The organism is Cryobacterium levicorallinum (assembly GCF_004402405.1).
Lineage (GTDB): Bacteria > Actinomycetota > Actinomycetes > Actinomycetales > Microbacteriaceae > Cryobacterium > Cryobacterium levicorallinum.
The window spans coordinates 126568-152300 of sequence record NZ_SOFE01000008.1; the positions used below are offsets into that span (position 1 = coordinate 126568).

The window sequence follows — 25733 nt, forward strand, 5'->3', positions numbered from 1 at the left end:
GACGGCGCAGAAATTCAGGAGTGAGCGGGGCGCGGGTGTACGGAGACGGGGGCGAGCAGTTCGGTCATCACGGTGCGCAGCGCCGGGCGCAGGTCGTCGTCGGGCAGGGTGGCCTCGCCCAGAAAGGTCATGCCGGCCACGAGCGAGTAGGCGGCACCGCCGAGGGCGAAGCCGAACCGCAGGCGGTCTTCATTGCTCGCGTCGTCGTGGCAGATACTCGCGGCGAGACGAACGATGAGCAGTCCGGCCCGGTCGATGATGGCGATGCCGCGCAGCGACTGGGCCTGGTTGATGAAGGTGTGCAGTTCCAGCCGAAACTCGAGCAGAAAGTCGATGAAGTCATCGACGAACCGCTCACGGGTGGCAATGGTCTCGGGCTCGGTCACGAAGCGGTCGAGAACGACCTCGAGCTGGTCGATGGCCGGCGTGAGCACCTGCTCGAGCAGCATCTCCTTGGAGGCGAAGTGGTAGAGCACGCTGGATTTGGAGAAGCCCGCGATGTCGGCAATATTCTGCAGCGAGGTTGCCGCGAATCCCACCGACGCGAACTGGGTCAGCGCGACCTGGCGCAGGTCGGCGCCGGTTTGTGAGCGGATGCCGCCGGCCGGCGGTGCAGCGGATGTCGCAGGAAGAATGGGCACGACCACAGGCTAGTTGACCGATCGGTCAGATCCTGTCCGATCGGTCAGTTCAGGGGTTTTTCTCAGCCTATTCGGGTTTGCCCAGGCCGGGGAGGCTCCGGGTAACCTTAGGCCGGAGGTTCACATGCGAAAGTTCATATTCAGCAGTGCCATGATCGGCGTCATCGCCGGCGGATGGAACACCGTGCAGGCCACCAGGCACGGACCGCGCGACTGGCGTCTGGTGATGTTGTGGCTGGGGTGGGCGCTGAGCGCCGCTGTGGCCATCGGCACGGTCATCGAAGACGCCAATAAACGCGAAATCGACAGCTGAGTTCGGCTGCTGGTCGGCGCGCCGTCCGGCGAGTCGCTGTTTGGTGACCGAAACTGGAGGCAGTAGCTGATTGTCGGCTGCATCTGAAAGGGGCTCGTCATGTTTGGTCGTCGACGCCGACGTTTGGCCGCGAGCGCGGCGATGAGCGTGGCCGCAGCCCCGGTCCTTGGCGACGAACAGATTTTTGAGCTGCTGCACGACAAACTCCGCGAACTCATCGGCGAAAACGGCGACTGGACGCTCTCGCCCCGGACCCCCGGCGATACCGACGTCATATTTCACGGGCTCAAGGCCCGGGAGATCGCGGTCGAACTGACCGAGACCATCCTCACCGAGCAGGCGACGCTGCGCGGCGAAAGCAGCGGCGAACCGACGGCGTTGTCCTGGACCCCGGCCCCGATTGTCACCTGGAACGATCCCGTCCCGATCACCGCGCAGCCAATCGACGCAGCCCCGATCCACACCCAGCTGATCAACACGGCCCCCATTGCAACCGTGGCCAGCTCGGACGACGACCTCGCCGCAGCATCCGCTGCCTGGATCGACAAAGCGTCGGCCACCCTCGCCTCCGCTCGCCTCGTAGCCTAAGCAGATCGTCAGCGCACTCTCACCCTCCTGCTGACAGGATGGCCTGATGGCACTCCCCATCGAGGACTACGCACTGATCAGCGACTGCCATTCGGCGGCACTCGTCGGACTCAATGGCAGCATCGACTGGCTCTGCCTGCCCCGCTACGACTCCGCGTCAATGTTCGGTGCGCTGCTCGGCGATGAAAACCATGGCCGCTGGCTGCTCGCTCCCGCCGACCCAAACGCCATCGCCACCCGCCGCTACGACGGCGACACCTTCGTGCTATCGACACTGTGGACCACCAGCACCGGGCAGGTCGAGGTGCTCGACTTCATGCCGCACGGTGATGGCCGGGCCGACCTGGTGCGCCGGGTGCGCGGCATCACCGGCACGATGGCGATGACGCAGGATCTGCGCATCCGCTTTGGCTATGCGACGACGATTCCGTGGGTGCGCCAGCTGAAGGGCGAGTCGGTGCGCGGCCTGGTCGCGATCGCCGGACCCGACGCCATCGTCGTGCGCGGCCCGGCGCTCCGCGCGTCAGACCACCGGCACGAATCGCACTTCGATGTCATCGCCGGCGAAACCGTCGATGCCCAAATGACCTGGTATCGCTCGCACCGGGAGATTCCACCGGCCATCGACATCGATGCGGCCTACCGCTCGACCCGCGCCTGGTGGCAGAGCTGGGCATCCCGTTGCAGCCACGACGGCCCCCTGCGCGCCCAGGTGGTTCGTTCGCTGCTGGTGCTGCGCGCCCTGACGCACGAACGAACCGGCGGCATCGTGGCCGCAGCGACCACGTCACTCCCCGAGCAGACCGGTGGCACCCGCAACTGGGATTACCGCTACGTCTGGCTGCGGGACGCCTCACTCACGCTCGAGGTGCTGCTCAGCCACGGCTACGAGGTGGAAGCCGGCGACTGGCGGGCCTGGCTGCTGCGCGCCATTGCCGGGGATCCGAGCGACGTGCAGATCATGTATGGGCTCTCCGGCGAGCGCTACCTCCCCGAACGCGAGCTGAGCAGCCTGCCCGGCTACAACGGCTCCTCCCCCGTGCGGGTTGGCAACGACGCGGTCAACCAGTTCCAGTCCGACGTCATCGGCGAGGTCATGGTCGCCCTGCACGCCGCACGCGCTGCCGGGGTGCGCGAAACCGAGTTCTCCTGGCCGCTGCAGCGAGCACTCATGAGCTTTCTCGAGAAGAACTGGCGCCGGGCCGACCAGGGCATCTGGGAGGTGCGCGGGCAGGCCCGCGAATTCACGCACTCCCGCGTCATGGTCTGGGCCGCCTTCGACCGTGCCGTGCGCGGCATCCAGGAGTGCGGCCTCGACGGTCCGCTCGAACGCTGGAAGACGCTGCGCGACGAGGTGCGCGCCGACATCGAAACCCGCGGTTTCAACGAAAACCTCGGCAGCTACGTGCAGTACTACGGCAGTACCGAAGTGGATGCCTCCCTCCTCGTCCTCCCTCAGGTCGGCTTCTGCGCACCGACCGATCCGCGCATGCTCGGTACCGTGGCCGCGATCGAGGCGGACCTCTGCCGCGATGGCCTACTCCTGCGCTACCGCACGACTGCCGGGGTGGACGGATTGCCGCCGGGTGAGCATCCGTTTCTGGCCTGCTCGTTCTGGCTGGTCGAGCAGTACGCCACCTCCGGCCGCATCGACGATGCCAACATACTGATGAACCGCCTGCTCGGCTTCGTCAACGATGTCGGCCTGCTCTCCGAGGAGTACGACGTTGCGGGCGGGCACCAGGCCGGCAACACCCCGCAGGCGCTCTCCCACCTGGCGCTGGTGCGGGCAGCGGATTCCATCGTCGCGGGCCTGGCCTCCCCCACCCGAGTGCTGGCGGGCTAAAAATCACAACCTCTACAGTTCAGCGCTTTTTATTGTAGGTATTCTTCAGCGCCGGGTACCTGCCGATATCTAAATTGAAAACATGACCGACACCATCCGCTCGAGCGCTCCGGCTCGCCGCATTCTGCCCGCCCGTGATCTTGCCCAGATCGCTATTTTCGCCGCCCTCATCGCCGCGCTCGGCCTGCCGGGACCGCTCAATATCGGCCCGGTGCCGATCACGATGCAGACCCTCGGCGTGATGCTCGCCGGCGCCATTCTCGGCCCGCGCAAGGGAACCCTCGCCGTGCTGTTGTTCCTCGTGCTGACCGCGGTCGGGCTGCCCCTGCTCGCCGGCGCCCGCGGTGGAATCGGCGTCTTCACCGTCAGCCCGGCTGCCGGCTACCTGTACGGCTGGCTCCTCGGTGCTTTCGTCACCGGCTACCTCACCGCCCGCCTGCTGCCGAAGTACCCGTTCTGGCCGGCCCTCGGTGCCACCATTCTTGGCGGCATCGTCGCCGTCTATCTCCTGGGCATTCCGGTCATGGCCATCAATCTCGGGCTGCCGCTCTGGACTGCGATCGGCCTGAACGTCGCCTTCCTGCCCGGCGACCTGATCAAGGTCATCGTGACCGTGCTGGTCGCCCGCCAGGTACACAAGGCCTACCCCGGCCTGATCGCGCTGCCGAAGGGGCGCCAGGGCCACGCGTGAGCAGCATCCGCTTCGAGCAGGTTTCGCATGCGTTCGGCGCCCGCTCGGTGCTGCGTGATGTGAACCTGCACCTGACCGAGCAGCGCATCGGTATCGTCGGCGCGAACGGCTCGGGCAAGTCCACCCTGGTGCGCCTGATCAACGGGCTCGTCACCCCGCAAAGCGGCACCGTGACAGTCGACGGGCAGACTGTGGGCCGGCACGCCCGAGACGTGCGGCGCAAGATCGGGTTCATCTTCACCAACCCCGACAACCAGATCGTAATGCCCACGGTGCGGGAAGACGTCGCCTTCACGCTGCGGCGCCGCGGCCTCGATAAGGGGCAGATCGACGAGCGCACGACGGCCGCGCTCGCTCAGTTCGGGCTGAGCGAGCACGCCGATCATCCGGCGCATCGCCTGTCCGGCGGGCAGAAACAGCTGCTGGCTCTCGCCGCCGTGCTGGTCGCCGAGCCGGCGACGATTGTCGCCGATGAACCGACCACTCTGCTCGACGCCCGCAATGTGCGGCGCATCAGCGAACTGTTGCAGACGCTCCCCCAGCAGGTCATCGTGGTCACCCATCACCTGCACCTGGTCGAAGAATTCGACCGGGTGATCGTGATCGAGGAGGGCGAAGTCGTGGCCGACGGCACGCCGGAACGGTCGCTCGCGGCCTATCGCGCCCTGCTCGCATGATCGGGCTGTACAGCCCCGGCAGCTCGTTCATTCACCGCGCGCCGACGCTGCTCAAGCTGTTTCTGCTCTCGCTCTGCGTCTTACTGATCGGAACCTCGCCCGACCTCCGCCTTATCGGCGGCGCCGTGGCCGGGGTCGTGCTGCTGTTTGTGATCGCCCGCGTTCCGGTGCGAGCCGCCGCGGGGCAGATCATTCCGATTCTGTTCATTTTGCTAATCGCCGTGCCCATCCAGGGGCTGCTCTCCGGCTGGCTCGTGGCTGCCCTCATGGCTGGCCGGTTGCTCGTCGCCGTCGCCCTCGCCGCCCTGTTCACCATGACCACAACGGTCACGGCGGTGCTCGAAGCGTTCCAGACGCTGCTGCGCCCTTTTCGACGGTTCGTCGACCCCGACAGGGTAGGACTGCTCGTGGCCCTCACCATTCGCTGTATTCCGCTGGTCAGTGACATCGTGCGCGAGGTACTCGAGGCGCGCACCGCGCGCGGTACGCAGTGGTCGCTCATGTCGATCGCAGTACCGGTGGTGGTGCGCTCACTTTATGCAGCGGATGCCCTCGGCGAGGCGCTGATCGCGCGCGGTCTCGACGACTGAATCGCGCCACCGCGCGCCATTCAGCCCGCTCCGAGGCGAGGCGTGGCAGAGTAGGCACTTGGCCGTTCGCGCCAACCGAACAATTGCCTGCCAACTTGCTACGTTCTCGAAAGAGGCCCCGTGTCGAAAATCCCCGCCCTGCTCACCATTGTGGGCCTGACGCTCGCGCTCACCGCCTGCGGCAGCAGCGACACGACCGAAGCAACGGATGCCGCTGCCGCTAGCTCCCCCTCGGCTGACTGCACCGAGTCGGGCAAGCTCTCCGATAGCGTGAAGGTCACCGGTGACTTCGGCGCTCCGCTCGACATCTCGATCGATGCACCACTGGAGCCGACGGCTTCGCAGCGCACGGTCGCCATCAAAGGCACCGGAACCGACACCGCCAAGACGGACTCGATCGTCGAGGTGGCGATCACCCTCTACAACGCCAAGACCGAAGAGGTCATTCAGCCGACGACCTACAACACCGACGGTGCCAGCCTCGTGATTCCGATCAATGACACGAGCTTTCTGCCGGGCCTGGTGCGTTCGGCCAATTGCGCTGTCGAGGGTGAACGCATTGTCACCGTGAGCCCGGCAGCGGATGCCTTCGCCGACCAGGGCACGACCGGCGTCGCCGCCGGCGAGCCGGTCATCTTCGTGATGGACGTCATCAGCGTGATCGAGGATGTCCCGACCCAGGCCTCCGGCGAGGACCAGCCCGTCGAAGACGGCTTCCCCACCGTGGCCCTCGCCGATGACGGCGCACCGACCATCACCATCCCCGCCACCGACGCTCCCACCGACCTGAAGATCACGAACCTGAAGACCGGTGACGGAGAAGTCGTGACCGATGGCGCGAGCGTGGCCGTCGCCTACACCGGTGCCCTCTGGGCCACCGGCGAAACCTTCGATTCCTCCTGGGGCCGGGCCGACTACAGCCTGTTCCCGACCAACGGCGTGATCGCCGGCTTCACCGAAGCTCTGGTCGGTCAGACCGTCGGTTCCCAGGTCCTGGCCGTGATTCCGCCGGAATTCGGCTACGGCGAGGAGGGTACCCAGGGCATCTCCGGTACCGACACCCTGGTGTTCGTCATTGACATCCTCGCCGTTGCCGGTGGTCCGGCGGCCTAGAACCTCACGTTTCATCGGGCGCCGCCCGTCGACCACCCGGTCGGCGGGCGGCGCTTTTTCTTGTGCCCGGAAGCGCTGATCCTGAGTGTCCGCCCAGCCACGAACGCGAATTCCGTGAGAGTGTGGAAGCAGTAACGAATCTGTCCGGCACCTCGCCGGGCCTGAGTTCCAGCATCGAAAGAGGCTATTCACCTGACATCCACGTCCACCTCCGCCCCCACCGAATTCCACGTCGACGCCCCGGCTATCGCCACTGTCGCAGCCGCTGCCAAGCCGACGACCATCGCCGAGTACGTGGCCGTGCCGGCCGAGCCGCTCGCGACCGTCGTCGGCCTGCTCCGGGACAAGTTCGACCTGGCCCTGCCGGAGACCTCGACGGAACTGTGGCACGGACATCCGGTCTGGCTCGACGATGACCTACCGGTCGCCGGATTCAAGGCGTACCCCACCTTCGTCACCGTGTTGTTCTGGCGCGGACAGGCCATCACCGATCACTCGGGCAAGCTCAACGCGAGCGGGTCGGCCGAAATGAGCGAGTACAAGCTCAAGAGCGTCGACGACTTCGACAGCGACCTGTTCGACGTCTGGCTGCAGCAGGTGCGCGAGCTCGAAGCCGCGTAACACCCGGCACAGACAGAATCGTTCAGTCGACCGCGTCGACCGCGAAAAGTGCGGCCTGCTCCGGGGCAAGCAGCGGCGCGGTCAGCCCGACGAGGGCGAGCACCGCTCCGGTCAGCGTAACCGATCCTCCGACACTGCCAATGGCAGCTTCGTCGACGGTCGGTGAAGCGGCGTTTGAGCCTCCACCCGCGGCATTCCATGCCGGCGGTGCATCCTGAATTGCGCGCGGGGCGCCTCCGAGCAGCAGCGGCGACACTCGGTAGCGCCGCTCTGGCGCGAGCCCGGGAAACCGCATCCGTTCGGGCAGCGCCGAACGCGGAGCGGTGAGGGCCACCTGGGCGAAGAGGGCCGTGTTCTGGTCGGGCGAGACGACGCCGTGCAATTCGAGGGCCGGGTCGCTGGGGTCGGCCCTTACAACGACGCCGGAGTGCAGTAGGAGGCGCAGGCGCTTATAGTGCGTGATCCACTCAGCGATCTGCCCGAGCTCCTCGGCGCTGGCGCTGGTGAGGTCCCACTCGATGCCGGCGCTGCCGAACAGGGCAGTCGCCAGTCGGAAGCTGAGCTCGGAGGTGCGTCCGGTGGTGTGCGCCGTGGCCGCACCGAGATGCCCCCCGAGGTATTCCGGCGGCATGAGCACACCCGTATAGCGCTGGATCTGCTGTCGCTCGAGCGGGTCGTTGGTATCGCTGGTCCAGACCCGGTCGACGCGCTCGAGGATACCCAGGTCGATCCGGGCTCCCCCTGACGCACAGGACTCGATCTCGACGCCCGGATGCGCCGCGCGTACCGCATCGATGAGCCGGTACAGCGCCGCCGTCTGCCGGTGCGCGGAACCGGCCAGCAGATCGCGGTTGTGGTCCCACTTTAGGTAGGCGATCGGGTACTCCGTGAGCAGGGCGGTGAGCCGTGCCAAGACCCACGCAAAGGCCTTCGGATGGCCAAGGTCGAGCACGCGCTGGAACCTCCAGGTCAGCGCCGCTTTTTCACCGGCGGCGGATTCCGAGACTCCACCGAGCACCCACTCCGGGTGCGCACGGGCCACCTCCGAATCGAGACTCACCATCTCCGGTTCGACCCAGAGGCCAAAATCCAGGCCGACCGCGTGCACATGTTCGATCAGAGGATGCAGGCCATGGGGCCAGGTCACGGGGTCGACGAACCAGTCGCCGAGGGCACGGCGATCATCCCGACGATTGGTGAACCAGCCGTCGTCGAGGACGAATCGTTCCACGCCGGCCCGCGCCCCGGCATCCGCAAGTCGAGCCAGAGTAGGCAGGTCGTGCTTGAAGTAGACGGCCTCCCACGTGTTCATCACGACCGGGCGCGGCGTCTTAATAGTTGACCACGATCGGATCCACGGATGCAGCCGCGCCGACAGCCCGTCGAGCCCAGCCTCCGAGTATGCGGCAACGGTCCAGGGGGTGCTGTAACTCTCACCGGCGGCCACACCCAGCTCGCCGGAAGCCAGCAGTTCACCGCTTCCGAGCACCGAAAAGCCCAAGGGGCTGTTCTCCGCCCAGGCGCGCTTGTCACCGCTCCAGGCGAGGTGGGTGCACCACACTTCACCGGAACGAAAACCGAATCCGGGTGTTCCGGCCACCATGAGAAAGGAGTCGTCATGCCCGGGACGGCCGTGTCGGGACTCCCGGCTCCACACGCCGTGGCCAAGGATGCTGCGTTGCGGCCGGCGCTCGTGAGTCCACAGCCCGGTGAAGTCAAGCAGTTCGCCGGCCCGACCGGGAATTGGCAGGATGACGTCGAGCGAACCGAGTTCGAATGCTGCATCGCCGGCGGCGGTACTCGTATTAGTCACGGTGTGGCGCAGCCGAAGCACTCCCTGAACCGAGAGTTCAAGGTCGGTGCGCACGGATATCTGTGCGGCGGCATCGGCCAGCAAGAGTGTCAGGGTCTGGGTACCGGGCAATGCGGCGCGCCCCGCGGGGCGCTCACCGGCTCGAACGCCGACCAGGCTAAGGTCGATGGCCGGGCTGCCCAGGCCCGGCCGGAAACCGCTGATTCCCGGGCGTCCGCTCCACCCCTGCGCGAGGGTGGGCAGCAGGGTGAGCCGCAGAGGCACGTCGATCGAGCTTGGCGCGATCGCCGGCACGGATGCGTCGGCCAACGTCGTCAGCATAGCGGCGCTCAAATCGCCCAGGTCGGCACCCCAGTGCACGATAACGGGCACCCCCGTGCCGCGGGCGTCCAGCACCAGGCTGGTGCCCGCGGCACGGAGGTAGGAAATGGGCACAGTAGAACTGATGCTACTTGTTGACCGGGATCGACTGAGCCTCAAGAGCGTTGATCGTGCTCTGCTGAGCGCTCGTGAGAGCCTCCGTCAGGGTGCCATTACCCGTGACAGCGCCCTTGAAGCCGTCCGAGGTGTCGTTGTACACCTGCGTCATGGTTGGGCCCCAGACGAAGTCGGGCGATACCTGAGCTGACGCCTCGGCGAACACGTCATAGATGGGCTGGCCACCGTAGAACTCAACGCCTTCCTTGAGGGCCGGCAGTTCCAGGCCGCTCTTGGCGGCCGGGTACAGGTTGGCCGACTCGTTCAGCATCGTGAGCGCCTCGTCAGAGGTGTTCAGCCACAGCGCGAACTGGGCGGCCTCGTACGGGTGCTTCGAGCCCTTGAAGACCGCGGTCGACGAGCCACCCCAGTTGCCGGCGGCGTTGTCGCCGGAAGCCCACTGCGGTGAGAGGGCGACGGACCAGTTGCCGGCGGTGTCCGGAGCGCCGCTGGCAATGGAGTTCGCACCCCAGGCTGCGGAGTTCCAGGTCCAGTTGGAGCCGGTGTTGTAGGCGTTGTTCCACTCGTCGGTCCACGGCGGGTTGGTCGAGACGAGGTCGCGGTCGATCAGGTCCTGCCAATAGTCGGCAACCTTGACGGACTCCGGGCTGGTCAGGTCGATGGTCCAGTTATCACCATCGTTCTCGAACCAGCTTCCGCCGGCCTGCCAGACGAATCCGGCGAACTGGTTGATGTCGCTCTGCGAGAAGTTGGTGATGTATCCGCCGGTGGCGCGCACGGCCTCTGCGGCAACGGCGAACTCTTCCCAGGTGGTGGGGATCGCAATGTTGTTGGCCGCGAAGAGATCTGCGCGGTAGAACATGGCCATGGGCCCGGCATCCTGAGGCACCGCGTAAACAGCGTCTGCTTCACCGAAGTTGACCTGACCCCAGGTCCAATCCACGAAGTTGTCCTGAGCATCGAGCACACCCTCGCAGGAAGCGAGGTTGGTCAGTCCGTCCTGCACGCGAAAGTTGGGGAGGGCATCGTATTCGATCTGGCCGAGGTCGGGCGCGTTGCCGGCCTTGAGCTGGTTAAAGAAGTTCTGGTACGTGCCGCCGTTGCCGTTCGGGCCGGTCTGCACCTTCACCTGAACGTCGGGGTTGTCCTCGTTCCAGATCTTGACGACGTCCTCGATCCCCGGGATCCAGGTCGTAAAGGTCAGATCAACCTTGCCGTCCGAGGGTGCGCAGGCTGCGGCGTCGCCGCTGTCCTGCGTGGTCGAGCCGGACGCGCAGCCAGCCAGCACGACCGTGGCTGCGGTGAGCAAAGCGACGGTGGCTGCTCTCTTCTTGATCTGCATTATTCTTCTTTTCTATTGGGGGTGGGGGTGGTGCAGCTGGGGGGGGAAAGCGAGGGGGTGAAGCTGGCTACTTCACCGAACCGGCGCTGAGGCCGTTTCGCCAGAAGCGCTGGAGCAGCAGGAAGATGATGATCAGCGGGATGATCGACAGCAGAGCGCCGATCAGAACGTAATCGCGCAGCACGGGGATCTGGTTGACCTGCGAGTTCCAGGCGTAGAGGCCGAGCGTGACCGGGAACAGGGTCTCGTCGCGCAGCATGATCAGCGGCAGGAAGAAATTGTTCCAGATGGCGACGAACTGGAAGAGGAAGACGGTGACGAGGGCCGGCACCATCATCCGCACCGAAACAGTGAAAAAGGTGCGCAGTTCGCCGGCGCCGTCGAGGCGGGCGGCCTCGATCAGTTCGTCGGGAACGCTGGCCGACGCGTAGATGCGGGAGAGGTAGACCCCGAACGGGCTGACCAGGCTGGGCAGGAACACCGACCAGAACGTGTTGGTCAGGCTGATCTGGCTGAAGATCAGGAACAGCGGCAGTGCCAGAGCCGTGGCGGGCACGAGCACCCCTCCGAGCACGACGTTGAAGATCAGTTCGCGTCCCGGGAAGTTGTACTTGGCCAGTGCGTACCCGCACATTCCGGCGATGAGCGTGCCCACGAGGGCGCCGCCACCGGCGTACAGCGCGCTGTTGAGCATCCACTTGAGGTAGACGCCGTCGCGGTAGGCCACCAGGTTTGCCATGTTCTCGAACAGGGAGAAGTCAGCGAACCAGAGCGGGTTCGTGCTGTTGAACTCGGAGCGGTTCTTCGAGGCCGCGACAAGCAGCCACCAGATCGGCACCAGGAAATAGAGCGTGAAGACGCCCATGACGATCATGGCGCTGACCCGGGCGAACGGGCTCTCTCGCTGCGCGCGCGGTGTCTTGCCCTCGAAGGAACGGATTCCGCGTGCCGGCTTGGTAGGGGTCAGGGTGCTCACTTGCTTTCCTTCCGCTGCGTGAACTTCAGGAACGTGAAGGAAAGGATGAACGTGGCCAGGGCCAGCACCACGGAGAACGCGGCGGCCAGGTTGAAGTTCGGGATCGATGAGGTGGAGTACACCGTCAGGTTCGGAGTGAACGTGCTGGTCACAGCCGAGCTGAAGCTGCGGAACACCTGCGGTTCGGCGAGCAGCTGCAGGGTGCCGATGATCGAGAAGATCGCGGTCAGGACGATCGCCGGCATGATCAGCGGGATCTTGACCGACCAGGCGATGCGCAGCTGCCCGGCCCCGTCGAGGCGGGCGGCCTCGTAGAGCTCGGCCGGGATCGCCAGCAGCGCCGAGTAGATAATGAGCATGTTGTATCCCACGAAGACCCAGGTGACGACGTTGGCGATGGCCCAGAGAACGAGGTCCGCCGAGAGGAAATTGATGTTCTCGGTGACGGCACTGAACGGTGACAGGTTGGGCGAGTAGAGGTAGCCCCACATGATCGCGGCGATGACGCCGGGCACCGCGTAGGGAACAAAGAACGCCAGCCGAAAGAACTTCTTTCCGCGCACGAGCGGCGAGTCCAGCAGCAGGGCGAATAGCAGTGCGAGGCCGAGCATGATCGGCACCTGCACGGCGCCGAAGGCGAGCACCCGGCCGATCGACTCCCAGAAAGGCCCGTTCTGGAAGACCAGGATGTACTGGGTGAGTCCGCCGAAGACCTGAGTCGCTTGACCGAAAGTGCCCTCGCGCTCGATCACGAGCAGCGATTGGTAGATCGCATAGCCGATCGGCAGGAGGTAGAACAGGGCGAACAGTGCACCGAAAGGGATCACGAACGCGAGGATCGCTCCTTTGTGCTGCACGCGGGGCTTTGCTCCTGGCGGCTTGGCTGCGCGGGGCCCCTTCCCAGCGGCGGCGCCCGCGGCATCCGTCATAGGAACGGCAGGTGCGCTCATGATGCGGGGTCCTCTCTAATCACGCGGACGGCGCCGGCCGGCACGCGCACGACTCGACCGATGGGCTCTCCGACGACAAGTTCATGGCCGGAGGCCGGAAGCTCAACGTCGTCGTGACCGTGGTTGATGATGAACAGGTAGCTGCCGGTGGCGTTCACTCGGCGAACGACCTCGATGGTTCCCGCGCTCTCCGGGCCAACCGCGGTAACGCGTGCTTCCTCAGCAATCGTGCGCATGAGGTTCCTCAATGCTCCGGGCTCCAGCGCGGTCGCAACGTACCAGGCGGTCCCGCTTCTGTGACCGTTGCGAGTGATGGCGGGGATTCCGGGTAGTGGCCCGTCAAGGTAGTTCGCCACCACCTCGGCGGTGTCCACCCGCAGGCGTTCGCTCCATAGGCTCGCGGCGGCGCCAGAGTCGAGGGTGAGAACGTGTCCGGGCAGCAGCGGTGAGAATTCTTCCACAGTGATTCCGAGGAGCTCGCGGAACGCGCCAGGGTAGCCACCGGAGCGCACCCGGTCGTCTTCGTCGACGATGCCGCTGAAAAAAGTGATCAGGGCGTGGCCGCCGGCCGCAACATAGGAACCCAGGTTCCGGGCCTGCTCGTCAGAGATTAGGTAGAGGCACGGGGCGACAACGAGGCGGTAGGCCGAGAAATCAGCGTCGGGCGAGACGATGTCGACCGTGACGCCGAGCTGGTGCAGGGCCGTGTAGGCGGCGTGCACCTGGTCGAGATAGCGCACCGCATGGGAGGGGCGAGACTCTCCGTCGCCGGCCCACCAGGCCTCCCAGCTGAAGATGATCGCGGCATCCGCGACGACCCGGCTGCCGGCGACCTCGACGAGGCGATCAAGGGTCGCGCCCAGGGCCACGACCTCGCGCCAGAGCACGGTGTCGGTGCCAGCGTGGGGTACCAGGGCGGAGTGGAACTTCTCTGACCCTTGCAGGGAGGCGCGCCACTGGAAGAAGCAGATGCCATCGGCACCGCGGGCGACGTGGGCGAGGGAATTACGAGTCATCTCGCCGGGCACCTTGGCCAGGTTGTGCGGCTGCCAGTTGACGGCGCCGGTGGCCTGTTCCATGAGCAGCCAAGGCTCCCCCTGGGCGAGCCCACGAGTGAGGTCAGCGGCGAAAGCGAGTTCGATGGCTGGGTCGGCGAGGCGATGGTCGAGGTAGTGGTCGTTGGCGATAATGTCCATATCGCCGGCCCAAGACCAGTAGTCGAGGTTACGGATGTGCGCGGTGACCATGAAATTGGTGGTCACGGCCACGTTCGAGTGGCGGCGCAGCACCGCGGCCTCGAGGCGGTAGTAGTCGAGCAGTTCGGCTGAGCTGAATCGGTGGAAGTCGAGCATCTGGCCCGGGTTCCGGCTGGACAGCGTGAGCCGCGGGGTAAGGATCTCGGCCCACTCGCCGTAGCGCTGGCTCCAGAACGAGGTACCCCAGGCGGCGTTGAGAGCGTCAATCGTGCCGTAGCGCGCCTCCAGCCAGAGGCGAAACGCAGCCGCGGTGTCATCACAGTAGCAAAGCGCGTTGTGGCAGCCCAGTTCGTTGGACACGTGCCAGAGGGCGACGGCCGGGTGGTGGCCGTACCGCTCGGCGACCTTCTCCACCAGGGCGAGCGCGTGCTCACGGAACACGGCCGAACTCGGACACCAGGCTTGGCGGCCGCCCGGGAAGCGGGTGGTGCCTTCGGCGGTGACCGGGAGCATCTCGGGGTGGAGCGTGGTCAGCCACGGCGGCGGCGAGGAGGTGCCGGTGCCGAGATTGACCCGGATGCCATTGGCGTGCAAGAGCTCGATAATCGTGTCGAGGGTGGCAAAGTCGTATTCGCCCGCCCGCGGTTCGAGGTGGGACCAGCCAAAGATATTGATGGCGACGAGGTCAACGCCGGCCTCGCGCATCAGGCGCACGTCGTCGGTCCACGTCTCGGGCCCCCACTGCTCGGGATTGTAGTCACAGCCGTAGGCGATGCCCTCGTGCACGAACGGAGCGGCCGTGGCCGTCTCGTTCAAAGTGGCTGCTCGCGAGTTCATGCGCTCCCTGACTGTGGCGTGCAAGCCGTATTGGCGACACACTGTTGACGGCTCTGTGAACGTACACAGAATCAAGAAAAAACTCTCCATTGGGTTTTCTGTGAACGTACACAGACTAAGTATCTGCCGGCGGTCCTGTCAAGCGCGGCGGTTGTTCGTGCGCGTTACAGTTATCAAATGGTGATAATTCCGTCTCGACGCAAACGCGCGACGATTCACGACGTCGCTGTGGAGGCTGGCGTGTCCCGCGGCACGGTCAGTCGGGTCGTAAACGACGAACCCTACGTCTCGGCGTCAGCCCGCATCGCCATCGAAGCCGCCATCGAGAAGGTCGGTTATGTCCCGAACAACGCAGCGCGCAGCCTGGTCATGCAGCGCTCAGAAGCGGTTGGCTTCATTGTGCACGAGCCACACTCGCTATTTCTGGATGACCCGAACATCGGCGGAATCCTGCTCGGAGCCAACACCGTGCTTTCCCACTCGGACTACCAGATGGTCAGTCTCGTCATCGACTCCCAGCGCGACTCCGACCGCGTCGCCCGCTACCTCAGCGGCGGTTTCGTCGACGGGGTAATCATCGTCTCCGCCCGCCGCGAAGACCCAATCACCCGAGTCATCGAGAAGCTGCGTCTTCCGGCGGCTTTCGTTGGACATCCGCCAGAGCAGAGCCCGCTGCCATTCGTAGGAATCGACAACCGGGCATCAGCGCGCGCGATCACCGAACGCCTCATGCAGACCGGACGCAAGCGCATTGGCATGGTCGCAGCCGCACTCGATCGCGATTCCGGCGCCGACCGACTCGCCGGCTTCACGGATGCCCTGGGCGACCGCTTCGACCCTGCTCTCGTCGCCCGAGTACCGCTCTACACCTTCACCGACGGGATTGAAGGCATGCGCACGCTTCTTGAACGCGACCCACTGATTGACGGCGTGTTCGCGGCTTCTGACGCCGTAGCAGCGGGAGCACTCGAAGCGCTCCGCCATGCCGGGCGCAGCGTGCCCGGTGACGTCGGCATCGTCGGATTTGACGACAGTTCCTGGGCGCTGCGCACCCAGCCACACCTGTCGACCGTGCACCAGCCGGCCTTCGGCCTGGGTGAGCGAGCAGCGGAGTGCGTGCTCGGCCAGCTGCGCGGCGAGGAGCAACCCGCCGACGGCATCCTTCTTCAGACACCTATCGTCTGGCGCGACTCCGCTTAAGCGACAAACGTTGGGGATTCCACACCCGGCGTGGCCTACACCACCTCCGCTGTACCGAGAGTCGCGCCGGTAACTCCATGAACAGCTGATGGCTGACCACGGCGACGTTATGTCAAAAGCATGTATCTATCGACAAGTTCTACTCCGCGACAATAAACAGAACGGCCCACGTCCGAGGACGCGGGCCGTTCTTCGTTCAGAATCCGTGATTAGCTGGTGAGGCCGTCCACGTACTCCTGGTTGTCTTCGATCCATTGGGCGACGATCGGAGCGTAGTCCGAGCCGTCGTAGTCGACGAACATGTCCTCTTCGAGGGTGTACAGAGTCTCGAGGTCCATCTCGAAGCCTTCGATCCAGCCGCTGGCTTTGGGAAACTTCTCCGAGAAGTCGGCGCTGCCGAAGGAGTGCAGGCTCTCGACGGACTCAAGGGTACCCTCGGGGTCTTCGAGGTTCTTGATCGGGAACGAACCGTAAGCCCAGTGCGGCTCCCAGAGGGTCACGACGACGTTCTCGCCGGCATCCGTGGCTGCCTTGAGTTCGGTCAGCATGGCCGCCGTCGACGACGTGGTGAATTCCATGCCCTCCAGGCCGTAAGACGGAATGACACGGTCTTCGGTCGCAGCGGTCAGGCCGGCGCCGGCTTCGATGCCCACAATCTGGTTGCCGAACAGGTCAGCGTTCTCGGCCAGTTCGGCGAGCGAGTCGATCGGGGCGTCCGCGTTCACCGCGATGGTGAGCTTGGACTCGTTGTTCCAGGCGCCCAGGTCGGTGATCTCGTCGCCGTAGGTCTCGAGGTACTCGCCGTGGGTGTCGGGCAGCCAGATGTCCATGGTGAGGTCGTAGTCGCCAGTGGAGAGGCCCTCGTAGACGGGGGCGACGTCGGCGTACTCGAGTTCGACGTTGTAACCCTTCTCGTCGAGAATGGCTTTCCACAGCTCGGAGACCGCGACGCCTTCATCCCAGCCGTTGAACACGGCGAGGGTGACGTTCTTCTGGTCGTCGTTGCCGTTTCCGACCGTGTCGACCTCGGTTTCGGCGGCACAGCCCGCTAGGGCGAGGAGCGAAACCGCTCCAAGAGCGATAAGGGGTGTTGAACGAATTTTCATGCGTCTTCCTTTCGTGCCACCCGCTGCGGGCGACTGGGGATTGACTCGTGGTGCGTGCGCCAGCTCCCGTGGAGCCTGCGCACATGGAACGGATGCGGGGCATCCGTTGGGAGGAGGGACTCGGAATGACCACGTCAGACGAGAGCCGATGCTGGCACGTTTGCCGGCTGTGCTGCAGAGTTCGCAGCCACGCGATTGGCCTTACGGGCAGCGAGCATACGTCCGAGCGGAGTGCTTCCATTGCCGAGCGCGGCGGTGACACGGTCGAGGAAGATCGCCAAGATGACCACGGCGAGACCGGCCTCGAAACCGAGGGCGACGTCGAGACGCGACAGCGCCGCCACAATCTCACCGCCGAGAGCACCGGCGCCGACCATGCCGGCGATGACGACCATCGAGAGCGACAGCATGATGACCTGGTTGATGCCGGCCATGATCGTCGGCGTTGCCAGCGGAAGCTGAATCTGCCTGAGGATACGCCACGGGCTCGCGCCGAAGGCCTGGCCGGCCTCGACGACCTCCTTGTCGACCCCGCGGATGCCGAGTTCGGTGAGCCGCACACCGGGTGCCATGGCAAAGATGATGGTCGCCACGATGCCGGGAACCTCGCCGACCCGAAACAGAATGAGGGCCGGAACCAGGTAGACGAAGGCCGGCATAGTCTGCAGAAAGTCCAGCATCGGCCGGATGGCACTCGAGGCGACCGAAGATTTGGCCGCGAGAATACCGAGCGGAACACTCAGCCCGATGGCGATGATGCTCGCCACGAGAACCAGGGCGAGGGTCAACATCGCGTTTTCCCACTGATTGACACCGAGAATGAGGCCGAGGCCGATCACTGTTCCCACGGCGAACTTCCAGCCGCGGACGGCGAAGCCGATGGCCGCCGCGATCGCGATGATGACGTAAAACGGCGGCGCGACGAGCACGAAGGCTACGCCTCCGAAGGCACCGTCAACAATCAGGCGAATGAAATCAAAAACAAACCCGAAGGTAACCGTGATCCATTCGATAAAGGATTCGATCAAGGTGCCGAGGGGAATACGGAAGTCGTTCACGCTTCGGCTCCGTCCAGCGCGGTGTCGCGCAAAATATCGGTAATAACGTTGACCGCAATAGTCGCCGGCGGGTGGATCACCGGCAGTTCACCAGTGCTCGTGGTGACGTTGCCAATTGCAGCGAGCAGGGTGACGCGCGGAATGACTCCGAGCAAGCGACTCTTCGAGTCGACGACTGCGATGGGCAGGTCGCTGCCGACGGAAGGCTCGACGAGATCGACAAGGGCAGTATCGGGCGCAACTGTGGTGGCATCGTCTCGAATAATTGTTCGGAGGTCGGCGTCCCCGACCTTGACCATTTTGAGCACGTCGCGGTCGCGCACGATTCCGGCGAAACTGCGGTCGCGGTTGAGCACGAAAACAACGGATGTCTGGAGGTCTCGCATCGTGCGGAGCGCGGCTCGCGGGCCAGCCGTTTTGGTGACGACAGCCCGAACCGGTTCCATGACGGTCGTCGCGGTGAGCACGCGCGCCCGGTCGACATCCTGCACGAACTGGGCGACGTAGTCGTTGGCCGGGTCGGTCAGGATCTCTTCCGGCGTGCCGATCTGCACGATGCGGCCGTCACGCATGACGGCGATTCGGTCGCCCAGGAACATGGCCTCGTTGAGGTCGTGGGTGATGAAAATGATGGTCTTGCCGAGCGCGGCCTGCAGCTCGATGAGCTGCTCTTGCATCTCACGGCGAATGAGCGGGTCGAGGGCCGAGAAGGCTTCGTCCATGAGCAGCACGTCGGTGTCGGCGGCGAGGGCTCGTCCGAGGCCCACTCGCTGCTGCATTCCGCCCGACAACTCGGACGGCAGGTTGTCGGCCCAACCAGCGAGACCGACGAGGTCGATGATCGTCTGGGCCTTGGCGAGGCGTTTTGCTCGCCCCATGCCCTGAATCTCCAGGCCGTAGGCCACGTTGTCGATCACGGTGCGGTGTGGCAGCAGGGCGAAGTGCTGGAAGACCATGGAAATGCTCTTGCGGCGCACGTCGCGCAATTCCTTGGCCGACACGTCGGTGATGTCGGTGCCGCCAACGGTGACGGTGCCGGAGGTGGTCTCCCACAGGCCGTTGAGCATGCGGATGAGAGTCGATTTGCCCGAGCCGGACAGGCCCATGACTACGAAGATCTCGCCCCTCTTGACCTCGAAGGAAGCGTCGATGACGGCGGCCACTCCGAGGGAAGAGATTTCGGCGCGGCTCTTGCCGGCCTTGAGCTTCTTGACGATTTCATGCGGACGACGTCCGAATGCTTTGTAGAGGTGATCTGCCTTGACGGCTATGGTTTCTGAACTCTCGGTCACGCGTTCTCCGGTGCACGCCGAACGTAGCCGATTTCACGGCTGACACTGGGGCGTGCTCTCTTGTCGGACGGGTTGGCGCCAAGCGGCCCAAACGCGATAGTCAACGCGGGCTGGAGCAATCATGGGATCGCATCCGTCGGTGCCGCACCATACGAAGGCGGCCGTTCCATCTCAAATGGTGGCTACGTCTGCGCGTCCTGGTGAAGGGTTGTAAGACCGTCAACAATCCTAACACACCCCGGTTTCGGTTGCCCGAAAGGGCAGAAAAAAGGGGTGCCGCCCGGGAGGATTCTTCCGGACGACACCCTTAGCGCGAGTCTAATACTCGCCTTTTCGACTCAAACGCGTTCCAATACCCGGGATTGCGCGGCCTTCTCTTCGGTGCGCTGGGTGTCGGCGACGCTGACGTGACCGTGGGTGAGCATGGTGCGTTCGTCAAACGGTTCGAGCTTGTCCAGCACGCGATCGACCTGCACCCGGTCCATTTCTTTGGTCCAGGAACCAATCATGACGGTCGCGACCGCGTTGCCGGTGAAGTTGGTCAGCGCGCGGGCCTCGGACATGAAGCGGTCGATGCCGACGATAAAGCCGACGCCGCCGACCAGTTGCGGGGCGTGCGCCTGCAGTCCGGCGGCCAGGGTGGCCAGGCCAGCACCGGATACTCCGGCGGCTCCCTTGCTCGCGATAATCATGAACACAAGCAGGCCGATTTGCTCGCCGAGCGCGAGCGGCTGGCCGAGCGCATTGGCAATGAACAGCGACGCCATGGTGAGGTAGATGGCGGTGCCGTCGAGGTTGAACGAGTAGCCGGTGGGCACGGTGACGCCGACAACGGGCTTGGAGACGCCGAGGTGTTCCATCTTGGCAATCAGGCGCGGCAGGGCTGCTTCCGACGACGAAGTCGAGACGATGAGCAGGTATTCCCGGCCGAGGTAGCGCATGAGCTTGAAAATGTTCACGCCGGTGACGAGTTTGAGCAGGCCGCCAAGAATGACCACGATAAAGAGGATGCAGGTGATGTAGAAGGCGACCATGAGAGTGAACAGGCTGATCACGGCCTGAATGCCGGTGGCACCGACGACCGCCGCGATCGCGCCGAATGCGCCGATCGGGGCGAGCCACATGACCATAATGAGAATGCGAAAGACCAGGGCCTGCACGTGGGCGATGCCCTCAAGAATCGGCTTGCCGGCCGGGCCCATTCGCTGCAGCGCGAAGCCGGCGATGAGAGCCACGAGCAGCGTCTGCAGAATGTTGCCGCTGGTCAGCGACGAGAACAGAGTAGCGGGGACGATCCCGAGCAAAAAACCCTGGGTGTCGGCGGATTCGGTGGCCTTGTAGGTGGCATCCGACAGGTCGATGCCGTCGCCCGGGTGGATCATGTTGCCGACGACCAGGCCGATGCCGAGCGCGAAGGTCGACATGACCAGAAAGTAGCCGAGAGCCAGGCCGCCGATCTTGCCGACGGTGGCGGCCTTGGCGATCGAGCCGATGCCGAGAATGATGGTGCAGAAAATGATCGGCGCGATCATCATCTTGATCAGGGCGATGAACAGGTCACCGAGCGGCTTGAGCGAGACAGCGAAGCCCTTCTCGCCGCCCCAGACCAGACCAACGACGATACCGAGAATGACCGCGATAATAACGGCCATATAGAGGTAGTGCGACGAGTCGATCTTCTTCCTGGGCTTGGCGGGTTTCTTCGACTTGGTACGGGGTGATGGCGTCGATGCCATGGCAGACTCCTTTGTCTAGGCTTATCGGAGCCACTGCGGGCACCGGCTGCTGCAATGTGTTCCACACTGGTCGACACGGCTCACGGGGTCACGGTTGCGGTCATATTGTTCATGAGTCGCAGAAAGGTACCTACGAATGCGCAGGGAATGGAGCATAGCCAGGCGGCTCTTTGTCGCGCACGCGCTGTTCATCGTCGTGTTGTCGGGCCTGGTCGCGACCATTCTGTTCGTCGAAGCTCGCGATCGTGGCTACGACGAGACCAGCAACCGGATGCTGGCCGTCGCCACCGCCATCGCTGACAGTCCCCTCGTGCTCGCGGCCAGCGAAGCCGCCGACCCGAGCACGATGCTGCAGCCCTACGCCCTCGAGCTGACGCAGGACGCCGGGCTCGACTTCATCACGATCATGGCCCCGGACCGCACCCGCTGGACCCATCCGAACGCGGCCGAAATCGGCCAGGACTACATCGGCGCGATCCAGCCAGCCGTGTCCGGAACGGCCTTCACCGAAATCAGCACCGGAACGCTCGGGCCATCCGTTCGTGCCGTCGTGCCGGTAACGGATGCCGGCGATACGGTTCGCGCGCTCGTCGCGGTAGGCACCACGACGACGAACATCTCGATCGCCCTGAACGCACAGCTGCCTTCGGTGCTGGGCCTGGCGCTGGCGCTGCTGGCGTCCGGGTCGGTCGGCACATGGCTGCTTGGGCGTTATCTGCGCCGGGTCACCCTGGGCTGGGGACCGGAGCACCTCGCGCAACTGTTCGTCTACTACGACTCCGTGCTGCGCTCCGTGCGGGAGGGCCTGGTGCTGGTCGATCTGCACGGTGACCTCGTGCTCTACAACGATCAGGCGGCCACCCTGCTGGGGATTCCGCCGCGCCCGGCTGCGGGAAGTTTCGAGCGACCGCAGGCTTTGACCGCCCTGAGCCTGCCGCCGAGTCTCGGAGATCTGCTGCGGAGCGGCCGCAACGCGCACGACGAGATTCATGTGACCGGCACGCGAGTACTCGTAGTGAACCAGGAGCCGGCGACCGCCTCGGGGAACGCGGGTGCCCGGGCGGAACCGATGGGGTTCGTGGCGACGATTCGCGACCACACCGATCTGCAGAACCTGGGCAGTGAGCTGCAGTCAATGCGGACCCTGTCCGATGCACTGCGAGCGCAGACCCACGAGCATTCCAACCGGCTGCACACGATCGTGTCGCTGATGGAACTCGGCCGTACCGAGCAGGCACTCGAATTCGCCACAAAAGACCTCGAATTGAGCCAGCGACTCGCCGACGAGATGGTCGGCTCGGTCGACGAACCGGTGATCAGCGCCCTGATCATGGGCAAATCGGCGCAGGCCAACGAACTGGGTATCACCCTGACCGTCACGGCGTCCGGCACGCTCGCGCAGTCCGGGCTGTCGATCCAGGACCTCGTGACGGTGCTCGGCAATCTGGTCGACAACGCGCTCGATGCGGCGGCGGGCGGCGACGACCCACGCCGCGTATCTGTCACGGTGTCGTCGACCGAGCAGGCCGTCGTGATCGAGGTGGCCGACAGCGGTGCCGGTGTGGCACTCGATGTCATCGATGAGGTGCTGCGGCTGGGATTCAGCACCAAGGGCACTGGGCCGGTCGGCGGCCGCGGCCTCGGTTTGGCTTTGGTGCGCCAGGCGGTCACGCGCCTCGGTGGCACACTCACCATCGGGCGTCGCGAGGGTGCCGTGTTCACGGTGACGATTCCGGCGATTGCTCTGCCCGCAGCGCCTCTGCCCGCAGCAGCAGACACCACGGCCGCACCGACACCGCCCGAAACGCTCGCCGCGGCGGTCGATCATGACTGACTCTGCACCGATTCGCGTGCTCGTCGTCGAGGACGAACCACTCGCCGCCGAGGCGCACGCCGTCTACATCGGTCGCCTGGCCGGGTTCGAGCTCGTCGCCACGGTCGGCACCGGGCAGGAGGCCTTTCGCCGGGTAGCGGCCGCTGCCTCGGCCGGCACCCCGATCGACCTCGTGCTGATGGACATGAACCTGCCGGACAGCCACGGGCTCGACGTGAGCCGGCGCATCCGTTCGGCCGGTCTGGCCACGGATATCATCGCCATCACCGCGGTGCGCGACCTCGACAATGTGCGCGGGGCGATCGCGGCCGGCGTCGTGCAGTACCTGATCAAGCCGTTCACCTACTCGACCTTCGCTGCGAAATTGTCTAGTTACCGGGACTTTCGTGCGGAACTGAACGCGCACGCATCCGTTGTGACGCAGTCGGCGGTTGATAACGCGTTCGCGAGCCTGCGCGCGCCGACCGATATTCCGCTTCCGAAGGGCCTGGCCGATTCGACGCTGAATCCGCTGGTCACCTACTTGCAGGCCCAGACCGCGCCGGTCTCGGCGAGTGAGCTGATGGAGCCGCTGGGGCTCTCCCGGGTGACCGCGCGCCGCTACCTGGAATATCTCGCCAACACCGGTCTCGTGCTGCGCGCGCCGCGCTACGGCACGCCCGGGCGGCCGGAGAATGAGTACAGCTGGAAGCGTGGTCGTTAGCGGTTCGTGAAATTCGGTGACCGCTTTTCGATGAAGGCGGCCATGCCCTCGCTCTGATCTTCAGTCGCGAACACCGAATGAAACAGGCGACGTTCCAAGTGGATGCCGCCGCTCAGCATCGATTCGTACGCCGCGTTGACGACCTCCTTGGCGAGCATCGCGATCGGTGCCGATTTGGCCGCGATCCCCGTGGCGCTCGCGAGGGCATCGGCCAGCAGGTCGGCGGCGGGCACGATGCGGGCGACGAGACCGGCCCGTTCGGCTTCGACGGCGTCGATAGTACGGCCGGTGAGGATCATCTCCATCGCCTTGGCCTTGCCGACGGCGCGCGTCAGGCGCTGGGATCCGCCCATGCCGGGTATGACGCCGAGCTTGATCTCGGGCTGGCCGAACGTCGCGGTGTCGGAGGCGATAATGAAATCGCAGATCAGGGCGAGTTCGCAGCCGCCACCGAGGGCGTGGCCGGAAACAGCGGCGATGACCGGGGTGCGCACGGCGGCGAGCTTGTCCCAACCGGCGAACCAGTCTTGGAGGTACATATCCATGTAGCTCATCGATGCCATCTCCTTGATGTCTGCGCCGGCCGCGAAGGCCCGCTCCGAACCGGTGATGATGATCGCGCCGATCGAGGGGTCGGTGTCGAGCCGGGTGGCGGCACCGACGACGTCCTGCATGGTGTGGAAGTTGAGGGCGTTCAGTGCCTTCGGGCGGTTTAGCGTGATCACGCCGACCCGGCCGTGGCGCTCGAGCAGGATGTTTTCGTAGGTGTCGGCGTCGGTCAGAGTTTCGGTCTGGGTTGTGTCGCTCATGCGGTGGCCTTCCGTTCGGTGTTCTGGCGGAGTTCGCCGGTCGTGTGGATTTCGCCGGTCATGCCGGGCTCGACGCTCGTGCTTGGCTGCACGCTCGTTTCGGGCTCGGCGGGAACGTGTACGCGTGGCAGGCGCAGCTCGCGCTCCCCCAACGGCGCGAAGTGCGCCTGCACATCGGTGCCGGACACGGCGTCCAGGCTGCTCGGCTGCCAGTTCGGGTTGCGGTCCTTGTCGATGACCTGGGCGCGAATGCCCTCGACCACATCGTGGCCGGCCACCGTGCGCAGGGAGACTCGGTATTCCTGCTCGAGCACCGCTTCGAGGCTGTCGAGTTCACGGGCGCGGCGGAGGGCTTCGAGGGTGACCGTGAGCGCGGTGGGCGACTTGGCCAGAATGGCCATGGCGGCGTCGCGGGCCGCAGCAACGGGAGAGTTCTGCAGCCGATCGATGATCCCGGGCAGGCTGTTGCCGGCGTAGCACTCGTCGATCCAGGTGCGCTCGGCCAGCAGCGGGGCCGCGGGCACCGTCGACTCGGCGTACTCGGCGATGGCCGCGGGAACGGGCATCCGTTTGAGGGCCTCGACCAGGGAATCGAGCCGGGTCGAGTCGACGAAACTGTCGGCGAGCCCGAGCGCGATCGCGTCGGAACCGGTCATGGTCGCGGCGGTAAGGGCGAGATGGGTGCCGAGCTCGCCGGGGGTGCGCGAGTAGAGGTAGGTACCGCCGACGTCGGGCACGAAACCGATGGTGGTCTCCGGCATGCCGAGTCGGGTGCGTTCGGTCACGACGCGGTGTGAGGCGTGGCCGGAGAGGCCGACTCCCCCGCCGAGCACGATGCGGTCCATCAGGGCGACGAAGGGTTTGGGGTACCGCTTGATCTGCGCGTTCAGGGTGTATTCATCGGCCCAGAACCGGGCATTCTCGTCTGGATCGGTGCGGGCGTCGCGGTAGATCGAGACGATGTCGCCGCCGGCGCACAGGGCGCGGTCGCCGCTGCCGGTGAGCAGCACGGTCTGCACGGTCTCGTCGTCAGCCCAGTCGGTGAGCGCTGCGGCGATACTGCGGATCATGTCGTGCGTGAGGGCATTCAGGGCCTTGGGCCGGTTCAGGATGATGCGGGCCAGCGATCCGTCCCGCTGCAGCAGCACCTCGCCGCTCAATTCCGCACTCGACGCGTCGCTGGACTGGGCTGTGGACAACTCGGTGTGGGACAAACGTGACCTCTCCGCGACAATGCGGCCGGTTCCTGCACGAACCCGGACTCTGGCCACAGTCTAGAGCCTGCCCCATCGAAGCCCTCCCACACACCACCCGCGACTAGACCCGATTGAGCGCAAGTGAGAGCGGAGATCTTGGTGCTTCA

General features: G+C 65.2%; 23 protein-coding genes. 11 read left to right on the forward strand and 12 right to left on the reverse strand.

Features of this window, described 5'->3' with window-relative positions:
- Positions 1 to 14: 14 nt before the first annotated feature.
- Positions 15 to 641, reverse strand: coding sequence for a TetR/AcrR family transcriptional regulator (locus E3O11_RS04535; protein WP_241991132.1), 627 nt, complete (start codon positions 639 to 641; stop codon positions 15 to 17).
- Between the two features lie 124 nt (positions 642 to 765).
- Here E3O11_RS04535 and E3O11_RS04540 point away from each other — a divergent pair, with 124 nt between their 5' ends.
- The 8 genes from E3O11_RS04540 (at position 766) to E3O11_RS04575 (ending at position 7080) form a co-directional block, all read left to right on the forward strand.
- Positions 766 to 954 (forward strand): hypothetical protein, encoded by a 189-nt coding sequence (locus E3O11_RS04540; protein ID WP_092449289.1) that lies wholly within the window; start codon positions 766 to 768, stop codon positions 952 to 954.
- Between the two features lie 99 nt (positions 955 to 1053).
- Positions 1054 to 1542, forward strand: coding sequence for a hypothetical protein (locus tag E3O11_RS04545; protein ID WP_134495417.1), 489 nt, complete (start codon positions 1054 to 1056; stop codon positions 1540 to 1542).
- A gap of 46 nt (positions 1543 to 1588) precedes the next feature.
- The gene (locus E3O11_RS04550; protein WP_092449291.1) at positions 1589 to 3388 is read left to right on the forward strand and encodes a glycoside hydrolase family 15 protein; all 1800 of its coding nucleotides are present in this window, start codon (positions 1589 to 1591) and stop codon (positions 3386 to 3388) included.
- An 82-nt stretch (positions 3389 to 3470) separates the two neighbouring features.
- Positions 3471 to 4079, forward strand: a complete 609-nt coding sequence (locus tag E3O11_RS04555) for a biotin transporter BioY (RefSeq protein ID WP_092449292.1) — start codon at positions 3471 to 3473, stop codon at positions 4077 to 4079.
- Positions 4076 to 4756, forward strand: a complete 681-nt coding sequence (locus E3O11_RS04560; RefSeq protein ID WP_092449293.1) for an energy-coupling factor ABC transporter ATP-binding protein — start codon at positions 4076 to 4078, stop codon at positions 4754 to 4756. Before E3O11_RS04555 ends, E3O11_RS04560 begins: the two co-directional genes overlap by 4 nt.
- A complete protein-coding gene (locus E3O11_RS04565; protein WP_092449294.1) occupies positions 4753 to 5346 on the forward strand; it encodes an energy-coupling factor transporter transmembrane component T family protein in 594 nt (197 codons plus the stop codon). The genes E3O11_RS04560 and E3O11_RS04565 overlap by 4 nt, the downstream gene beginning before the upstream one ends.
- A gap of 120 nt (positions 5347 to 5466) precedes the next feature.
- Complete coding sequence (locus tag E3O11_RS04570; RefSeq protein WP_092449295.1) at positions 5467 to 6459, forward strand: FKBP-type peptidyl-prolyl cis-trans isomerase; 993 nt, start codon at positions 5467 to 5469, stop codon at positions 6457 to 6459.
- Positions 6460 to 6753: 294 nt separating this feature from the next.
- Positions 6754 to 7080, forward strand: a complete 327-nt coding sequence (locus E3O11_RS04575) for a DUF1801 domain-containing protein (protein WP_158251640.1) — start codon at positions 6754 to 6756, stop codon at positions 7078 to 7080.
- A gap of 22 nt (positions 7081 to 7102) precedes the next feature.
- On the opposite strand, the gene E3O11_RS04580 is transcribed toward E3O11_RS04575, so the two are convergent.
- The 5 genes from E3O11_RS04580 to E3O11_RS04600 all read right to left on the reverse strand — a co-directional run bounded on the left by E3O11_RS04580 (position 7103) and on the right by E3O11_RS04600 (position 14632).
- Positions 7103 to 9328, reverse strand: coding sequence for an alpha-galactosidase (locus E3O11_RS04580; RefSeq protein WP_092449297.1), 2226 nt, complete (start codon positions 9326 to 9328; stop codon positions 7103 to 7105).
- Between the two features lie 13 nt (positions 9329 to 9341).
- Positions 9342 to 10673 (reverse strand): sugar ABC transporter substrate-binding protein, encoded by a 1332-nt coding sequence (locus tag E3O11_RS04585; RefSeq protein ID WP_092449298.1) that lies wholly within the window; start codon positions 10671 to 10673, stop codon positions 9342 to 9344.
- 67 nt (positions 10674 to 10740) lie between these two features.
- Positions 10741 to 11649, reverse strand: a complete 909-nt coding sequence (locus E3O11_RS04590) for a carbohydrate ABC transporter permease (RefSeq protein WP_134470540.1) — start codon at positions 11647 to 11649, stop codon at positions 10741 to 10743.
- Complete coding sequence (locus E3O11_RS04595; protein WP_092449299.1) at positions 11646 to 12599, reverse strand: carbohydrate ABC transporter permease; 954 nt, start codon at positions 12597 to 12599, stop codon at positions 11646 to 11648. Before E3O11_RS04595 ends, E3O11_RS04590 begins: the two co-directional genes overlap by 4 nt.
- Complete coding sequence (locus tag E3O11_RS04600; RefSeq protein WP_092449300.1) at positions 12596 to 14632, reverse strand: beta-galactosidase; 2037 nt, start codon at positions 14630 to 14632, stop codon at positions 12596 to 12598. The genes E3O11_RS04595 and E3O11_RS04600 overlap by 4 nt, the downstream gene beginning before the upstream one ends.
- A gap of 177 nt (positions 14633 to 14809) precedes the next feature.
- Between E3O11_RS04600 and E3O11_RS04605 the strand changes: the two genes are divergently transcribed.
- The gene (locus tag E3O11_RS04605; RefSeq protein ID WP_092449301.1) at positions 14810 to 15832 is read left to right on the forward strand and encodes a LacI family DNA-binding transcriptional regulator; all 1023 of its coding nucleotides are present in this window, start codon (positions 14810 to 14812) and stop codon (positions 15830 to 15832) included.
- Positions 15833 to 16041: 209 nt separating this feature from the next.
- Here the strand turns inward: E3O11_RS04605 and E3O11_RS04610 are convergent, their stop codons facing one another.
- From E3O11_RS04610 to E3O11_RS04625, 4 genes are all read right to left on the reverse strand, one after another.
- A complete protein-coding gene (locus E3O11_RS04610) occupies positions 16042 to 16938 on the reverse strand; it encodes a glycine betaine ABC transporter substrate-binding protein (protein ID WP_092449302.1) in 897 nt (298 codons plus the stop codon).
- 134 nt (positions 16939 to 17072) lie between these two features.
- Positions 17073 to 17996: an ABC transporter permease gene (locus E3O11_RS04615; protein WP_092449303.1), complete on the reverse strand. Its 924-nt coding sequence runs from the start codon at positions 17994 to 17996 to the stop codon at positions 17073 to 17075.
- Positions 17993 to 19288 (reverse strand): quaternary amine ABC transporter ATP-binding protein, encoded by a 1296-nt coding sequence (locus tag E3O11_RS04620; protein WP_092449304.1) that lies wholly within the window; start codon positions 19286 to 19288, stop codon positions 17993 to 17995. The genes E3O11_RS04615 and E3O11_RS04620 overlap by 4 nt, the downstream gene beginning before the upstream one ends.
- A gap of 338 nt (positions 19289 to 19626) precedes the next feature.
- Positions 19627 to 21024 (reverse strand): cation:dicarboxylate symporter family transporter, encoded by a 1398-nt coding sequence (locus tag E3O11_RS04625; RefSeq protein ID WP_092449305.1) that lies wholly within the window; start codon positions 21022 to 21024, stop codon positions 19627 to 19629.
- Between the two features lie 136 nt (positions 21025 to 21160).
- Here E3O11_RS04625 and E3O11_RS04630 point away from each other — a divergent pair, with 136 nt between their 5' ends.
- A complete protein-coding gene (locus E3O11_RS04630) occupies positions 21161 to 22858 on the forward strand; it encodes a sensor histidine kinase (protein WP_092449306.1) in 1698 nt (565 codons plus the stop codon).
- Positions 22851 to 23561 (forward strand): response regulator, encoded by a 711-nt coding sequence (locus E3O11_RS04635; protein ID WP_092449308.1) that lies wholly within the window; start codon positions 22851 to 22853, stop codon positions 23559 to 23561. Before E3O11_RS04630 ends, E3O11_RS04635 begins: the two co-directional genes overlap by 8 nt.
- On the opposite strand, the gene E3O11_RS04640 is transcribed toward E3O11_RS04635, so the two are convergent.
- Together E3O11_RS04640 and E3O11_RS04645 are read right to left on the reverse strand one after the other, a co-directional pair.
- Positions 23558 to 24370 carry an enoyl-CoA hydratase gene (locus tag E3O11_RS04640; protein WP_092449310.1) on the reverse strand — a complete coding sequence of 271 codons (813 nt, stop codon included), beginning with the start codon at positions 24368 to 24370 and terminating at the stop codon, positions 23558 to 23560. The genes E3O11_RS04635 and E3O11_RS04640 overlap by 4 nt on opposite strands.
- A complete protein-coding gene (locus tag E3O11_RS04645; protein WP_241994639.1) occupies positions 24367 to 25584 on the reverse strand; it encodes an enoyl-CoA hydratase/isomerase family protein in 1218 nt (405 codons plus the stop codon). Before E3O11_RS04645 ends, E3O11_RS04640 begins: the two co-directional genes overlap by 4 nt.
- Positions 25585 to 25733 lie beyond the last annotated feature (149 nt).

Bases quoted from the DNA above. Each gene is read 5' to 3' on its own strand.
- E3O11_RS04540 (WP_092449289.1), top strand. From the start codon at position 766: ATGCGAAAGTTCATATTCAGCAGTGCCATGATCGGCGTCATCGCCGGC.
- E3O11_RS04545 (WP_134495417.1), top strand. From the start codon at position 1,054: ATGTTTGGTCGTCGACGCCGACGTTTGGCCGCGAGCGCGGCGATGAGC.
- E3O11_RS04550 (WP_092449291.1), top strand. From the start codon at position 1,589: ATGGCACTCCCCATCGAGGACTACGCACTGATCAGCGACTGCCATTCG.
- E3O11_RS04555 (WP_092449292.1), top strand. From the start codon at position 3,471: ATGACCGACACCATCCGCTCGAGCGCTCCGGCTCGCCGCATTCTGCCC.
- E3O11_RS04565 (WP_092449294.1), top strand. From the start codon at position 4,753: ATGATCGGGCTGTACAGCCCCGGCAGCTCGTTCATTCACCGCGCGCCG.
- E3O11_RS04585 (WP_092449298.1), bottom strand. From the start codon at position 10,673: ATGCAGATCAAGAAGAGAGCAGCCACCGTCGCTTTGCTCACCGCAGCC.
- E3O11_RS04595 (WP_092449299.1), bottom strand. From the start codon at position 12,599: ATGAGCGCACCTGCCGTTCCTATGACGGATGCCGCGGGCGCCGCCGCT.
- E3O11_RS04600 (WP_092449300.1), bottom strand. From the start codon at position 14,632: ATGAACTCGCGAGCAGCCACTTTGAACGAGACGGCCACGGCCGCTCCG.
- E3O11_RS04605 (WP_092449301.1), top strand. From the start codon at position 14,810: ATGGTGATAATTCCGTCTCGACGCAAACGCGCGACGATTCACGACGTC.
- E3O11_RS04610 (WP_092449302.1), bottom strand. From the start codon at position 16,938: ATGAAAATTCGTTCAACACCCCTTATCGCTCTTGGAGCGGTTTCGCTC.
- E3O11_RS04625 (WP_092449305.1), bottom strand. From the start codon at position 21,024: ATGGCATCGACGCCATCACCCCGTACCAAGTCGAAGAAACCCGCCAAG.
- E3O11_RS04630 (WP_092449306.1), top strand. From the start codon at position 21,161: ATGCGCAGGGAATGGAGCATAGCCAGGCGGCTCTTTGTCGCGCACGCG.
- E3O11_RS04635 (WP_092449308.1), top strand. From the start codon at position 22,851: ATGACTGACTCTGCACCGATTCGCGTGCTCGTCGTCGAGGACGAACCA.
- E3O11_RS04640 (WP_092449310.1), bottom strand. From the start codon at position 24,370: ATGAGCGACACAACCCAGACCGAAACTCTGACCGACGCCGACACCTAC.